Annotated in this window: 14 protein-coding genes; 8 read left to right on the top strand and 6 right to left on the bottom strand. The window is 61.5% G+C overall.

Annotated features, from left to right (window positions below):
• Positions 1 to 53: 53 nt before the first annotated feature.
• The 6 genes from FAA86_RS20105 to FAA86_RS20080 all read right to left on the bottom strand — a co-directional run bounded on the left by FAA86_RS20105 (position 54) and on the right by FAA86_RS20080 (position 6,128).
• Positions 54 to 1,097, bottom strand: coding sequence for a zinc-dependent alcohol dehydrogenase family protein (locus FAA86_RS20105; protein ID WP_136542824.1), 1,044 nt, complete (start codon positions 1,095 to 1,097; stop codon positions 54 to 56).
• 76 nt (positions 1,098 to 1,173) lie between these two features.
• Positions 1,174 to 2,226 carry an ABC transporter ATP-binding protein gene (locus FAA86_RS20100; RefSeq protein WP_136542823.1) on the bottom strand — a complete coding sequence of 351 codons (1,053 nt, stop codon included), beginning with the start codon at positions 2,224 to 2,226 and terminating at the stop codon, positions 1,174 to 1,176.
• A 12-nt stretch (positions 2,227 to 2,238) separates the two neighbouring features.
• A complete protein-coding gene (locus FAA86_RS20095) occupies positions 2,239 to 3,021 on the bottom strand; it encodes an ABC transporter permease (protein ID WP_113460758.1) in 783 nt (260 codons plus the stop codon).
• Positions 3,018 to 3,908 carry an ABC transporter permease gene (locus FAA86_RS20090; protein WP_113460759.1) on the bottom strand — a complete coding sequence of 297 codons (891 nt, stop codon included), beginning with the start codon at positions 3,906 to 3,908 and terminating at the stop codon, positions 3,018 to 3,020. Before FAA86_RS20090 ends, FAA86_RS20095 begins: the two co-directional genes overlap by 4 nt.
• Positions 3,909 to 4,006: 98 nt before the next feature.
• Positions 4,007 to 5,083, bottom strand: a complete 1,077-nt coding sequence (locus FAA86_RS20085) for an ABC transporter substrate-binding protein (protein ID WP_136542847.1) — start codon at positions 5,081 to 5,083, stop codon at positions 4,007 to 4,009.
• 175 nt (positions 5,084 to 5,258) lie between these two features.
• Positions 5,259 to 6,128, bottom strand: a complete 870-nt coding sequence (locus FAA86_RS20080; RefSeq protein ID WP_374725482.1) for a MurR/RpiR family transcriptional regulator — start codon at positions 6,126 to 6,128, stop codon at positions 5,259 to 5,261.
• A gap of 182 nt (positions 6,129 to 6,310) precedes the next feature.
• Between FAA86_RS20080 and FAA86_RS20075 the strand changes: the two genes are divergently transcribed.
• The 8 genes from FAA86_RS20075 to FAA86_RS24995 all read left to right on the top strand — a co-directional run bounded on the left by FAA86_RS20075 (position 6,311) and on the right by FAA86_RS24995 (position 14,581).
• Positions 6,311 to 7,084 (top strand): N-formylglutamate amidohydrolase, encoded by a 774-nt coding sequence (locus tag FAA86_RS20075; RefSeq protein ID WP_136542822.1) that lies wholly within the window; start codon positions 6,311 to 6,313, stop codon positions 7,082 to 7,084.
• A 106-nt stretch (positions 7,085 to 7,190) separates the two neighbouring features.
• Positions 7,191 to 7,700, top strand: a complete 510-nt coding sequence (locus FAA86_RS20070; RefSeq protein ID WP_113460762.1) for a TRAP transporter small permease subunit — start codon at positions 7,191 to 7,193, stop codon at positions 7,698 to 7,700.
• A gap of 8 nt (positions 7,701 to 7,708) precedes the next feature.
• A complete protein-coding gene (locus tag FAA86_RS20065) occupies positions 7,709 to 9,046 on the top strand; it encodes a TRAP transporter large permease (RefSeq protein WP_113460888.1) in 1,338 nt (445 codons plus the stop codon).
• A 105-nt stretch (positions 9,047 to 9,151) separates the two neighbouring features.
• Positions 9,152 to 10,192, top strand: a complete 1,041-nt coding sequence (locus FAA86_RS20060; RefSeq protein ID WP_113460763.1) for a TRAP transporter substrate-binding protein — start codon at positions 9,152 to 9,154, stop codon at positions 10,190 to 10,192.
• Between the two features lie 88 nt (positions 10,193 to 10,280).
• Complete coding sequence (locus FAA86_RS20055; RefSeq protein ID WP_136542821.1) at positions 10,281 to 11,648, top strand: glutamine synthetase family protein; 1,368 nt, start codon at positions 10,281 to 10,283, stop codon at positions 11,646 to 11,648.
• A 104-nt stretch (positions 11,649 to 11,752) separates the two neighbouring features.
• Positions 11,753 to 13,138, top strand: a complete 1,386-nt coding sequence (locus FAA86_RS20050) for an aldehyde dehydrogenase family protein (protein WP_136542820.1) — start codon at positions 11,753 to 11,755, stop codon at positions 13,136 to 13,138.
• On the top strand, positions 13,135 to 14,280 hold the full coding sequence (locus FAA86_RS20045; RefSeq protein WP_136542819.1) for an iron-containing alcohol dehydrogenase: 1,146 nt from the start codon (positions 13,135 to 13,137) through the stop codon (positions 14,278 to 14,280). The genes FAA86_RS20050 and FAA86_RS20045 overlap by 4 nt, the downstream gene beginning before the upstream one ends.
• Before the next feature lie 154 nt (positions 14,281 to 14,434).
• Positions 14,435 to 14,581 (top strand): hypothetical protein, encoded by a 147-nt coding sequence (locus FAA86_RS24995; protein ID WP_246035136.1) that lies wholly within the window; start codon positions 14,435 to 14,437, stop codon positions 14,579 to 14,581.
• The last annotated feature ends 7 nt before the right edge of the window (positions 14,582 to 14,588 follow it).

The following is a 14,588-nucleotide window of genomic DNA, read 5'->3' as shown; positions in this document are numbered from 1 at the left end:
CACAAACGGGTTAACGCTATCACACCACCCGATGACATCCGCGGCATCGGCCGTCAGATCATCCTGTCGATAATGCTGATGCCGTTTTCGCGGAAACCGTCCATCGTGGCGAGGGCTGGGGCGGCTTCGCTCAGCGTGATGCGCCGACCGATCAAGCGGTCCGGCGAGAGTTTGCCGGACAGGATCATGCGCAGCATGGCATCGTAACGCCAGGACTGCATGCCGTGGCTGCCATAGATCTCAAGCTCGTGGGCGATGACGCGGGCCATGGGGATGGCCGGTGTCGCATGATCGGCCAGCATCAGCCCGACCTGCACATGGCGGCCGCGGCGGCGAAGGTTCAGGATCGAGTTGCAGCAGGTCTGAGGATGGCCGAGCGCGTCGACGGAGACATGGGCGCCGCCGCCGGTGACCTCGCGCACCGCTTCCGAGACATCGGCAACTGAACGGCTGTCGATGGTGACGGAAGCGCCGAGCGCCTTGGCAAGCTCAAGTTTGTCCTCGGCAATGTCGATGGCCACCACATTGGCGCCGAGGGCGGCACCAATCATGATGGCGGATAGGCCCACACCGCCGCAGCCGTGGACCGCCAGCCACTCGCCGCCCTGCAGGCGGCCCTGGTCGACGACGGCACGGAAGGAGGTCGCAAACCGGCAGCCAAGGCTCGCTGCCGTCTCATAGCTGATCTCTTCCGGCAGATGCACCAGATTCTGATCGGCATAGTCGATCGCGACATATTCGGCGAAGGAGCCCCAATGGGTGAAGCCGGGCTGGAACTGTTCCTCGCAGACCTGTTGGTTGCCGGAGCGACATTCCATGCAATGGCCGCAGCCGGAAACGAAGGGAACGGTCACCCGATCGCCGACCTTGAAACGGCGGACATCGCGGCCGACAGCGGCGATCGTGCCGGCCAATTCATGGCCCGGGACGTGGGGCAGCTTGATATCGGGATCGTGGCCCATCCAGCCGTGCCAGTCGCTGCGGCAAAGGCCGGTCGCCTTGACCGAGATTACGACACCGGCAGTGGTCGGTGTCGGATCGGACAGCGTCCTGATCTCGGGTGCCGCTCCGAATTGCTCGTAATACATGGCGCGCATGGGCTTCCTCCAAATGCAAAGAATGCCGCCCTGTCGGACGGCATCCTGATCGATCGATCCTTAAGACCGGTTTGCCTCAGTCGGCGAGCACGATCAAGGCGGCGGGGTCGATCTTGACGCCGACGGTGTCGCCAACGACAGGCGGTTTGACGCCGGGATCGTTGAAGGTGTCGAAGGAGAGCATCTTGCCGTCGACCGCAATGCGCGTGCGGATGACGGAGCCGAGGAACTGGCTCGATGTCACCTGGCCACGAACGGTCGCATCGCCGATCGCCGCCAGCGAGCCGGCTTCCGGGCGCATGGCAAGCTGGATGGGCGAACCGTTCGCCGCGGGGATCGTCTCGCGGATCGCCAGCGTCTGATCGCCGATGCGGACCATGCCGGCGGACTGATCGGCGACAATCGCGTCCAAGACGTTGAGCGTTCCGACGAAGGAAGCCACGAAGCGGGTTGTCGGCCGGTTGTAGATCTCGAAGGGCGTGCCGATCTGGTCGGCCTTGCCGGCATTCATGACGACGATGCGGTCCGAGATCGACAGCGCCTCTTCCTGGTCATGGGTCACGAAGACCGTCGTGATGCCGAGCTTTTGCTGGATCTGGCGGATTTCCTCGCGGAGCGAGACGCGGATCTTCGCATCGAGCGCCGATAGCGGCTCATCGAGAAGAAGGACCTGCGGCTTCGGGGCAAGGGCGCGGGCGAGCGCCACGCGCTGCTGCTGGCCACCCGAGAGCTGATAGGGAAAACGCTCAGCCAGCTGTTCGAGATGGATGAGGGCCAGCATCTCCTTCACGCGCGCCTCGATGTCGGCTTTCGGCATGCCGGCAATCTTCAGGCCGAAGGCGACATTGTCGAAGACATTCATGTTGGGGAAGAGCGCATAGGCCTGGAAGACCATGCCGATATTGCGCTGGTTCGGCTTCAGGCTGGTCTGATCCTTGCCATCGATCTCGATGGTGCCGCCCGAGGGTGTCTCGAAGCCGGCGATCATGCGCAGCACCGTGGTCTTGCCGCAGCCGGACGGCCCGAGGAAGGAAATGAATTCGCCCTTGTCGATCGCCATGTTGAAGTCGTGCACGACCTGCGTGGCGCCGAAGGATTTCTTGAGATGGGAGAGTGTCAGGAACGTCATGAAAGAAAGTCCTCAAGCCTGGCGCGGGGCTGTTTTCTGGAGGCGGGAAACCAATTGCATCAGGCCAAGGCAGGCCCAGGTGATGCCGAAGGCGATCACGGCGAGTGCCGCGGGCTCATAGGCCCTGTTGGCGCCGAGCAGCTGCATGTAGGGACCGAAGGCCGGCTTGTTCAAAAGGGCAGCCATCGTGAATTCGCCCATCACGATGGCGAAGGTGACGAAAGCGCCCGACATGACGGCGACCGAGACATTCGGCAGGATGATGCGGCCGATGATCGTGGCCCAGCCGGCTCCGAGGCTCTGTGCCGCTTCGGTCAGCGTTGCCACGTCGATCGTCCTGAGGCCTGTGTCCACTGCGCGGTACATGTAGGGCAGTCCGAGCGTGGCGTAGCCGAACATCAACAACATGTTGGTACCAGCGGACGAGCCGGTCAGCGGCAGCCAGCTCGATGTGTTGTAGAGCCTGATATAGCCGAAGACGACGACGATGGCGGGAATGACGAGCGGCAGCAGGGTGACGAATTCGATATAGGGGCGCAGACCGGGCATCTTGAGTCGCACCCAATAGGCGGTCGGCACGATCAGCAGGACGCCGAAGACGATGGTCATCAGCGCCATGGTGACGGAGTAGCTGAAGGTTTCCTGGAAGCGCGGATCGGCAAGCACCTTGGCATAGGCGTCGAAGGAATACTCGCCGCGGCGCATCTTGAGCGAGAAGTTGGTCATGCCGATGAGCGGCAGGATGAAATAGAGGAGGCCGAAGATCAGCGCGGCCCAAGCCCAGAGACGTTTCATTTCATCCACCTTTCACTGCGGGCGCGCAGCCAGATGTAGAGGCCATTGGCAATTCCGGTGACGACGATCATGCCGAAGGCAAGCGCGTAGCCGAGATGGGGATCTCCCAGCACGTCGCCGCGGATCTGGGCGAAGAGAAGGATCGGCACGATATTCAACGACGAGCCGGTCAATGCGATCGCGGTTGCGACGGCACCGAAGGCGTTTGCGAAGAGGAGCGCGATGGTGCCGAGGATCGAGGGCAGAAGAATGGGGAAAGCAACCATCCGCCAGTACTGAAAGTTCGTTGCGCCGAGGATGGAGGCCGCCTCGCGCCATTCGCGCTTCAGGCCGTCGATCGCCGGCGTGATGATCAGGATCATCAGCGGGATCTGGAAGAAGAGATAGGTGATCGTCAGCCCCCAGAAGGAGAGGAGGTTGAAGCCGAGGAGGCGCAGATCGATGCCGAGCTGGGTCTTCAGGAAGACGGTCAGCATGCCGACCGGACCGAGAGTCGCCAGGAAGGCAAAGGCGAGCGGAACGCCGGCGAAGTTGGAGGCGACGCCCGAAAAGGTCAAAAGCGGGCTGCGGATCCAGGCAGGCAATCCGCCGAGAATAACGGCGGCGGCGACGGCAAAGCCGATCAGGCATCCGAGGATAGCCGAGGTGAGGCTGATCTTGATGGAAATCCAGTAGGCCGCCATGATCGACGGCGTGAACAGGCCGAGCACATTGTCGAAGGTGAAGGAGCCGTCCGGCCGCTGGAAAGCGCCGATGACGATCTTCATGGTTGGCAGGATCAGGAAGAGCAACACGAAGGCTGCGAAGGGGACGACGCCCAGCCAGTGAAGTGGAAGTTTTGTTCGTGGCCTTGCCTGATGGCCCGGACTCACCGCCTCTGTCGACATTCGATCTGCCCCTCTGCCCGCGTTTCGACGGATCTTCTTAAAATGCAAGCGCCGCCCCGACCTTAGAAAAGATCGGGGCGGCACATCAAGCTCAGACTTTACTGGACGTTGGCGCCGACGACGCTGTCCCAGCCGCCGACGACAGCAGCCTTGTTGGCGTCGACTTCTTCGAGCGTCGGGAAGTAGGCCTTCTCATAGGATTCAGCCGGCGGCAGAGCGTCGAGCAGGTCCTGCGGAACCTTGCCGGCCTTGACCATGGCGTTGAAGCGGGCCGGGTGGCAGTAGCCCTTCAGCCAGCCAAGCTGACCTTCGTCGGAATACAGGTGCTCCATCCACAGCTTGGCAGCGTTCGGGTGCGGGGCGTAGGCCGAGATACCCTGAACGTAGACGCCAGCGAGAACGCCGGATGCGGGAACGACGACTTCGACCGGCGGGTTGCCGGCGAGCGTGTCACGTGCGGCGAGCGCGTTGTAGTCCCACATGACGACGATCGGGGTTGCGCCCTGAGCGAGCGTGCCGGACTTGCCGATAACCGGAACGAAGTTGCCGGCCTTGTTCAGTTCGCCGAAGTACTTCAGACCAGCTTCGCCAGCGTCCTTGCCGGCAGCAGCGCCGGATGCCATGCCGGCTGCGAGTACGCCGAGGATAGCCTGGTTGGACGCGCGCGGGTCACCGGCGAGAGCGACCTGACCGGCATATTCCGGCTTCTGAAGATCAGCCCAGTCCTTCGGCGTGTTGGTCACCAGGTCCTTGTTCACGAGGAAGGACATGACGCCGTAATAGTCGCCGTACCAGTAGCCTTCAGCGTCCTTGATGTTGTCCGGGATCTCATCCCAGGTGGAGACCTTGTAAGGCTGCAGCAGGCCTTCGGCCTTCATCTGCGGGCCGAAAGCGAGACCAACGTCGACGACGTCAGGAGCCTGCGGGCCCTTGTTGTCCTTGTTTGCCTTGATGGCTTCGACTTCGTCAGCCGAACCTGCGTCCGGGTTCAGTTCGTTGACGGTGATTTCCGGGTACTTCTTCTTGAAGGCGTCGATGACGGCGCCGTAGCCGCACCAGTCGTGGGGCAGGGCGATCGTGGTCAGCATGCCTTCTTTCTTGGCAGCTTCGATGAGCTCGGCGCTCGGCTCGGCGACGGCAACAGCCGAGGTTGCCATGACGATAGCAGTCGTCATCGACAGGATCTTGCGAAGATTGTTCACTGTGGTTCTCCTCTGAGGTTGGCAGCGATGGGGTTGACTTAGGTGCGCTGTGTTATCGTTATATGACGGTTGGCGGGTCGCCCGAATATTGTCCGAACTTCAGGTTTCCATCGCCAGGAATTGGTCCCTCCATCTCCAGGAATGCGTCTCACCGGGGCCTCCTGAACAGGCGTGCCTGCTCGAAAAGCCCCTCCAGCGTGTTCATGCGCTCGCGCGTCTCGTCCCAGGACGAGCTCTGCACGGCTTCGATCAAGGCTTCGACGACAAACAGGGTGACGACGGAGCTGTCCCAGGCCGAGGGCGCTTCGATGTGGAGCTTGAAGCAGTCCCGCGCATGCTTGGCGACCGGGGACATCCACTGGTCAGTGAAGACGATGATTTCGACGCCATTGGCGCGGGCGACCTCGGCCAGCGTCGTCAGATCGGCTTCGTAGCGCCTGATGTCGAAGATCACGAGAACGTCGCCGGACTGCATGTTGAGGACGTGCTGCGGCCAGGAACTGGCATTCGACGACATCAGCGTGGTCCGCGGTCGGATCACCTGCATATGGGTGAAGAAATACTCGGCGAGCGCCCCGGTGATGCGTCCCCCGACGAAGTAGAGGCTCCGGTTGCGGTCGCCCAGAAGCCGCGCGGCGTCGTCGAAAGTCGCGGTCCTGAGTTCTCCCAGCGAATTGCGCAGATTGGCCATGACGGCTTCCGCAAAACGGTTGAGGATATGCCGGTTTGGCGCATTGGCCGCCCAGCGATCATGCTTGGCGATCGGGTTGGAGATCGCCGCCTCGAGCTCCTGATGCAGATGCGCCTGGAATTCCGGATAGCCCTTGTATCCGAGTTTCTGGACCATGCGCGCGACGGTCGGCGTGGAGACACCCGCATTTTCGGCAACGGTCGTGATGCTGCCCAATCCGGAGACCGGGTAGTTCTGCAGCAGGCTCTCGGCCAGCTGCCGCTCGGCACGCGTCAGCCCATCGAAATGGGCATGGATCACGTCCGACACCGTCGTGGACGCATTCATCAAGGACCGATTGACTCCCCTCAAGCCGATCTGTCGCCGGCTTTTTCAGGATTAAGCCTCGCTGTCACAATTGAGTCAATCTCCCTTTGAAGAGAAATTTTCAGTGGCGGATTGACAGACGCTTAACCGTGAAGAATTCTCTTCGGAAAGAACAAGGGCCAACGAGCCCGGGGGAATTCAGCATGCTTTTGAGGTCGGGGATCCTGACAGCATCGGATGGTGAAGCTGTTGCATTGGAGAATGCAACAGGGACCAGCGGTGTCGTGCTTGTCTGCGAGCATGCCTCCGCCGTGCTGCCGGCCGCTGCCGGAGATCTGGGCCTCTCGGCGGACGCGCTTTCCAGCCACATCGCCTGGGATCCCGGTGCTCTGGCCATCGCCCGCCGCCTCTCAACTGCGCTGGACGGTGTGCTCGTTCACCAGCGCTTTTCCCGGCTGATCTACGACTGCAACCGTCCCCCGGAATCGCCTGCCGCCATGCCGGAGAAGAGCGAGATCTACGAGATCCCCGGGAACCGGGATCTGGCGCCGGCGGAGCGTTACGCCCGGACGGCTGCCCTCTACATTCCGTTTCATGATCGCGTTTCGGCCGAGCTTTCCAGGATCGCCGGGGAGGGGCGCAAGCCCGTCGTCGTGACCATCCATACCTTCACGCCGGTCTATTTCGGCAAGCCGCGGGAGGTCGAGATCGGCATTCTGCATGACACGGACAGCCGTCTTGCGGATGCGATGCTGGAGGCCGCCGCCGCCGGCGGTCCCTATCGCGTCGAACGAAACTCGCCTTACGGGCCCGAAGACGGCGTGACGCATACGCTGCGCCTGCATGCGCTGCCGCTCGGTCTGGCCAATGTCATGATCGAGGTTCGCAACGACCTCGTGCGTGACGATGCGGGCGTGGAGGCTGTCTCCGCCTATCTCGCGGACTTGATTTCAGGAGCGCTCGAAAGGGTCGCATAACTATTCGGAAACGCTGGGCAAACCACATATCAAAGAGGGAACGGATGCCGGCATACGAGATAACAAGACGAGGACCGCTCGGGCGGTTCGGGGCGGCGGTGAGCTGATGCCGCAGGCTCTCCAGACCTATGTGCGCGTCATCGACGCCTTCAATCGCCGCGTCGGGCGCATCGTCATGTACGGCGTCTTCGTCATGATGGGTATCCTGCTCTATTCGTCCATTTCGAAAGGCCTGTTCCTGCCCGCCCACTGGACACTGGAAATGGCGCAGTTCGTCATGGCCGGCTATTACCTTCTGGGCGGCGCCTATTCGCTGCAGCTCGACAGCCATGTCCGCATGGATCTGCTTTACGGCCGCTGGTCGCCGAGGACGAAGGCCGTCGTCGACGTGGTGACGATCATGATGTTGTTCGTCTACCTCTTCTTCCTGCTCTGGGGCGGCGTGTCGAGCACGAATTATGCACTGGAATACGGTGAAACCAGCTACTCCTCTTGGTCACCCTATATGGCGCCCGTGAAGATCGTCATGGTGATCGGCATTATCCTGACCTTCCTGCAGGCGACCTCGATCTTCATCAAGGATCTTGCGGTCGCTATGGGGAGGCCGATCGCATGAGCGAGTTCCTGAGCTACGAAATGATCGCGCTTCTCATGTTCTCGTCGATGATGTTGTCGATGCTGACGGGACAGCGCGTGTTTGCGACCATCGGTTTTGTCGGCGTTGTCGCGGCGGCGCTCCTCTGGGGCAATGGCGGCTTCGAAATGGGCTTTTCGGCCGGCATGAAGCTGATGAAGTGGTATCCGCTGCTGACGCTGCCGCTCTTCATCTACATGGGCTACATGCTGTCGGAATCGGGAATCGCCGAAGACCTCTACAAGGCCTTCCATGTCTGGTTCGGCGGTATGCCGGGCGGCCTCGCGGTCGGCACGATCGGTCTGATGGTGGTAATCTCGGCGATGAACGGGCTCTCGGTTGCCGGCATGGCAATCGGCGCATCCATCGCTTTGCCCGAGCTGCTGCGGCGGGGCTATGACAAGATCATGGTCTCCGGCGTCATCCAGGCCGGAAGTTCGCTTGGGATCCTGATCCCGCCGAGCGTAGTCCTTGTGCTTTACGGCATGATTGCGCGCCAGCCGGTGAGCCAGCTTTGGCTTGCCGGGGTTTTCCCGGGCCTGCTGCTCGCAACGATGTTCTGCCTCTACATCATCATCCGCTGCCGGCTGAACCCGGCGCTCGGTCCCGCCCTTCCCAAGGAAGAGCGCGACATGCCGATGGTCGAAAAGCTCAAGCTCGCGCGGGCGGGTATCCTGCCGTTCCTCATCTTCTTCCTGATGATGGGCCTTTTCCTGATGGGCATCACTAGTCTGGTGGAAAGCTCCGCCGTCGGTGCGCTCGGTGCACTCTTTGCCGCCTGGTACAAGGGCCGCCTCACCAAGGCCGTCTGGAACCGGGTGCTCGAGCAGACGCTCGGCATTTCCTGCATGTTCATGTGGATCATTCTGGCGGCCCTCTGCTTCGGCGCGGTCTTCGACGGTCTGGGTGCAGTGAGGGCGATCGAGAAGCTGCTGGTCAACGACATCGGACTGACGCCCTGGCAGATCCTGATCATGATGCAGCTGTCGTTCCTGGTGATGGGCGCGTTTCTCGACGATACAGCCATGCTGGTCATCGTGGCGCCGCTCTACATCCCGCTTGTCGGCAAGCTTGATCTCGGCGTCGACAATGCGCTGATCTGGTACGGCGTGCTCTACACGATCACCTGCCAGATCGCCTACATGACCCCGCCCTTCGGCTACAATCTCTTCCTGATGAAGGCGATGGCGCCCCCGGATATCCGCCTGATCGACATCTACCGGTCGGTCATCCCCTTCGTCTTGATCATGATGCTCGGCATGGTGATCATCATGATCTTCCCGCAGATCGCGACTTGGCTGCCAAGCCAGATCTATCTCAGAGGCTAGCGTTCGAATGACAAGAGGCCCGGCAAACGGGCCCGGCACCAGGACTACCCGCCGGATTTGATGTCTTGCGGGCTTCAAAAGAAACGAAGAACAGAGGGAAACGAAATGACCAATAGCAGACGTTCATTCCTGAAAACCGCCGCCATGGCGACCCCGGCCGTTCTGGCAGCCCCTTATGTCAAGGCGCAGAACGCCAAGATCACCTGGCGCCTGCAGACCTATGCCGGTGCGGCTCTTGCCGAATTCGTCGTCCGTCCGGCGGTCGATGCCTTCAACAAGGCGGCCAATGGCGAGATGGAAATCCAGCTCTTCACCGCCGACCAGCTCGTGCCCACCGGCGAACTCTTCCGCGCCATGCAGGCCGGCACCATCGATGCCGTACAGTCCGACGACGACTCGATGAACTCGCCCGTCGACATCAAGGTCTTCGGTGGCTACTTCCCCTTCGCCTCGCGCTACAGCCTCGACGTGCCGACGCTGTTCTACGAATATGGTCTCGCTGAAATCTGGGATCAGGCCTATTCGGAAGTCGGCGTAAAGTGGCTCTCGGCTGGCGCCTGGGACCCGTGCAACTTTGCCACCAACAAGCCGATCACCAAGCTCGACGACCTGAAGGGCCTGCGCGTCTTCACCTTCCCGACGGCTGGCCAGTTCCTGTCGCAGTTCGGCGTCGTCCCGGTCACCATTCCGTTTGAAGATGTGCCGGTTGCCATGCAGACCGGTGAAATCGACGCCATCGCCTGGTCCGGTATCACCGAGGTCTTCACGTCCGGCTGGGTCGACGTCACCAAGTACTTCCTGACCAACAATGTCTCGGGCGGCTGGTGCGGCTCCTTCTTCGCCAATGCCGACCGTTGGAACGAGGTCCCGCCGCACCTGCAGACGCTCTGGCAGATGTGCATGGACAGCTCTCACTATAAGCGTCTGCACTGGTACTGGGGTGGCGAAGCCCGCCTGCGCGCCGAAGGTGGCCGTCTCGAGCTTACCAGCATTCCCGATGCGGAATGGAAGACGGTCGAGGATGCGGCACATGTCTTCTGGGAAGAGGTCGCCAAGCAGACCGAGCGCACCGGCAAGGTCGTCGAGATCCTCAAGAAGTACAATGCCGACATGGAAAAGGCCGGCAAGCCTTACCGTTACGGCTGATCAATCACGCATGGGCGATCCGGCTTCGGCCGGGTCGCTCCCACAAAACAAGACGGCATGAGCCAATCGCTGCCCTGGGAACACCGAGATGACCAAGTACACATTCGAAGATCTAAAAAAGGACGTCGCAGAGGGGCGCATCGACACGGTACTGGCGTGTCAGGTGGACATGCAGGGCCGTTTGATGGGCAAGCGCTTCCAGGCGGAGTATTTCGTCGAAAGCGCCTACAAGGAAACCCATAGCTGCAACTATCTGCTCGCCACCGACATGGAGATGGAAACCGTCTCCGGCTACAAGGCGACGAGCTGGGAAAAGGGCTATGGCGACTACACGATGAAGCCGGATCTTTCGACCTTACGCCGGATCCCCTGGCTCGAAGGCACGGCCCTCGTACTTTGCGATATGCTGGACCATGCGACCCATGCCGAGGTTCCGCATTCGCCGCGCGCGATCCTGAAGAAGCAGGTCGCCCGGCTCGAAGCCATGGGCATGAAGGCCTTCATGGCGACTGAACTCGAATTTTTCCTCTTCGACCAGACCTATGACGAGGCGCGGCTGTCGGGCTATCGCGACCTGAAGCTGGTCTCGGGCTATAACGAGGATTACCACATCTTCCAGACGACCAAGGAAGAAGACGTGATGCGCGCGATTCGCAAGGGTCTGCAGGGTGCGGGCATCCCGGTCGAGAATTCCAAGGGTGAAGCGTCTGCCGGCCAAGAAGAGATCAATGTCCGCTATGCCGATGCGCTGACGATGGCCGACCGGCATGTCATCATCAAGAACGGCTGCAAGGAGATTGCCTGGTCGAAGGGCAAGGCCATCACCTTCCTCGCCAAGTGGCATTACAATGCTGCCGGTTCATCCTCGCATATCCACCAGTCGCTTTGGTCCGCCGATGGCAAGACGCCGCTCTTCTTTGACGAGAAGGGCCAATACGGCATGTCGGAGACCATGAAGCACTACATGGCCGGATTGCTCAGCCATGCTTCGGAAATCACCTATTTCCTCGCGCCCTATATCAACTCCTACAAGCGCTTCATGGCGGGCACCTTTGCGCCGACCAAGGCGATCTGGTCGAAGGACAATCGCACCGCGGGCTACCGTCTGTGCGGTGACGGCACCAAGGGCATCCGGGTCGAATGCCGTGTCGGCGGCTCCGACCTCAACCCCTATCTCGCCATGGCTGCACTTCTCGCCGCCGGCATCGACGGGATCGAGAAGAAGATGGAACTCGAGCCTGCCTTTACCGGCGATGCTTACGGCGCGCAGGGTGTCCGCGAGATCCCGCGCACGCTGCGGGCAGCAGCCGAGACGTTGAAGGGCTCAGCTATGCTGAGGGCTGCCTTCGGCGATGACGTCGTCGATCATTATGTTCGTGCTGCCGAATGGGAGCAGGAGGAATATGACCGTCGGATCACGGATTGGGAGGTGGCGCGCGGCTTCGAACGGGCGTGACCAATGGCGGGCTTGAGCCGGCCACGATCCCCAGCGTAAGGGTGGAAACAAGGACAGCGGCTTCGGTCGCTGTCATTTCGTTGTAGAACAATAGGAAGACGATCATGACCATGATCCAATGCATTTCGCCGATCGATGGGTCGGTTTACGCCGAGCGCCCGGCCATGTCGCTGGAAGCGGCGACTGAGGCCGTGGCACGTGCCCGCAAGGCGCAGAAGGCCTGGGCGCGGCGACCGCTCGAAGACCGCGTTCAGTTGGTTCTGAAGGGCGTTGCCCGCCTCAACGAGATGTCGGACGAGGTCGTGCCGGAACTCGCCCACATGATGGGCCGTCCGGTCCGCTATGGCGGCGAGTACAAGGGCTTCAACGAGCGCTCCAACTATGTCGCAGCGATCGCCGCCGACTCGCTGGCGCCTCTCGTCGTCGAAGCCAGCGACAAATTCGAGCGTCGGATCGAGCGCGAGCCGCATGGCGTCGTCTTCGTCATCGCGCCGTGGAACTACCCCTACATGACGGCGATCAATACGATCGCGCCGGCGCTGATGGCGGGCAACACCGTCGTCATCAAGCATGCGACCCAGACGCTTCTCGTCGGCGAGCGCATGGTGCGCGCTTTCGTCGAGGCGGGTGTGCCTGACGATGTCTTCATCAACCTCTTCCTTGATCACCAGACCACGTCTGCGTTGATCGCGGCTGGCAATTTCAACTTCATCAACTTCACCGGTTCGGTCGAAGGTGGTCGTTCGATCGAGCGGGCCGCTGCCGGTACCTTCGCCGGTCTCGGCCTCGAGCTTGGCGGCAAGGATCCGGGCTATGTGATGGAAGACGCCGACCTTGATGCTGCCGTCGATACGCTGATGGACGGCGCGACCTACAATTCCGGCCAGTGCTGCTGCGGCATCGAACGCGTCTATGTGCATGAGAGCCTTTACGACGCCTTTGTCGAGAAGTCGGTCGCCTGGGTGTCGAACTACAAGCTCGGCAACCCGCTCGATCCGGAAACGACGCTGGGGCCGATGGCCAACAAGCGTTTCGCCAAGGTCGTGCGCGAGCAGATCGCCGATGCCGTGTCGAAGGGTGCAAAGGCACTTGTCGATCCCAAGCTCTTCCCGGCCGATGACGGCGGCGCCTATATCATGCCGCAGATCCTGGTGAATGTGGACCATTCCATGGCGTTCATGAAGGACGAGACCTTCGGCCCCGCCGTTGGCATCATGAAGGTGAAGAGCGACGAACAGGCGCTCGAGCTGATGAATGACAGCCCCTATGGTCTGACCGCCTCGCTCTGGACGCAGGATTCGGAGCGCGCTGCCCGCATCGGCCGCGAGATCGAGACCGGTACCGTCTTCATGAACCGCGCCGACTATCTCGACCCGGCGCTCTGCTGGACCGGCGTCAAGGAAACCGGCAAGGGCGGCTCGCTCTCCGTGCTCGGCTTCCAGAACCTTACCCGTCCGAAATCCTATCACCTGAAGAAAGTCACGAAATGAACATCGTCGCCAACTGGAGCTATCCCACCGCCATCAAGATGGGACGCGGCCGCATCAAGGAACTGGCGGACGCCTGCAAGTCGCTCGGCATGAAGAAGCCGCTGTTGATCACCGACCGGGGTCTGGCCCCGATGGCGATCACCCAGACGGCGCTCGACGTGCTGGAAGAGGCGGGTCTTGGTCGTGCGCTCTTCGCCGATGTGGACCCGAACCCGAACGAGAAGAACCTGGAAGCCGGCATCAAGGCCTACAAGGACGGCGGCCATGACGGCGTCGTCGCCTTCGGCGGCGGCTCGGGTCTCGATCTCGGCAAGTGCGTTGCCTTCATGGCCGGCCAGACCCGGCCGGTCTGGGATTTCGAGGACATCGGTGACTGGTGGACCCGCGCCAATTCCGACGCCATCGCGCCGATCGTCGCCGTACCGACCACGGCGGGCACCGGCTCCGAAGTCGGCCGCGCCTCTGTCATCACCAATTCCGAAACCCATGTGAAGAAGATCATCTTCCATCCGAAGTTCCTGCCGGGCGTCGTCATCTGCGATCCGGAACTGACCGTCGGCATGCCGAAGATGATCACGGCGGGCACGGGCATGGACGCGTTTGCGCACTGCCTGGAAGCCTATTCCTCGCCCTTCTACCATCCGATGAGCCAGGGCATCGCGCTCGAAGGCATGCGGCTGGTCAAGGAATTCCTGCCGCGCGCCTACAAGGACGGCACGGATATCGAGGCTCGCACCAACATGATGTCGGCTGCCGCCATGGGCGCCGTTGCCTTCCAGAAGGGGCTTGGCGCCATCCACGCGCTGTCGCATCCGATCGGTGCCGTCTACAACACGCATCACGGCATGACGAACGCTGTCGTCATGCCGCCGGTCCTGAAGTTCAATCGTCACGTGATCGAGGATCGCATCGAGCGTGCGGCGGCCTATCTCGGCATCGCCGGCGGCTTCGACGGTTTCTACGACTATGTGCTGGCGCTGCGCGCCGAGCTCAACGTGCCGGCCAACCTGACGGCGATGGGCATTGCCAATGACCGGATCGACGAGCTCTCGGCCATGGCGATCGAGGATCCGAGTGCGGGCGGCAATCCGGTCAAGATGACGCTTGAAAACACCAAGCAGCTCTTCGCCGACTGCTTCTAATCGTCTGTTTTGACGAGTCGAGGGCCCCCGCCACTACCGGTTGGGGCCCTCCGATCATTCTCCCAAAATCCGGTTTCAGTTTTCATTCTGGAGAGGTGCTTTTGATGTCTCGTTCCTATGTGATTGCTCGCACCCTGTGCATCTTGGGGACTGCTTGCTTCTTCATGCCTCGCCTGCCTCTGCCGAAAGCTTTCAGGGGCTCCTCAAGAAGGGCTACACGGTTGGTAAAATGAGCCAGGGAAAGTCCGGCGCCTTGGGCTGGGTGCTGACGGGCAAGGATGGCAAGCAGTTCTGCAAGTAGAAAGTGA

Source organism: Rhizobium rosettiformans W3 (genome assembly GCF_004912135.1).
Taxonomy (GTDB): domain Bacteria; phylum Pseudomonadota; class Alphaproteobacteria; order Rhizobiales; family Rhizobiaceae; genus Allorhizobium; species Allorhizobium rosettiformans.
This window is presented reverse-complemented; position numbering and strand designations above follow the sequence as displayed.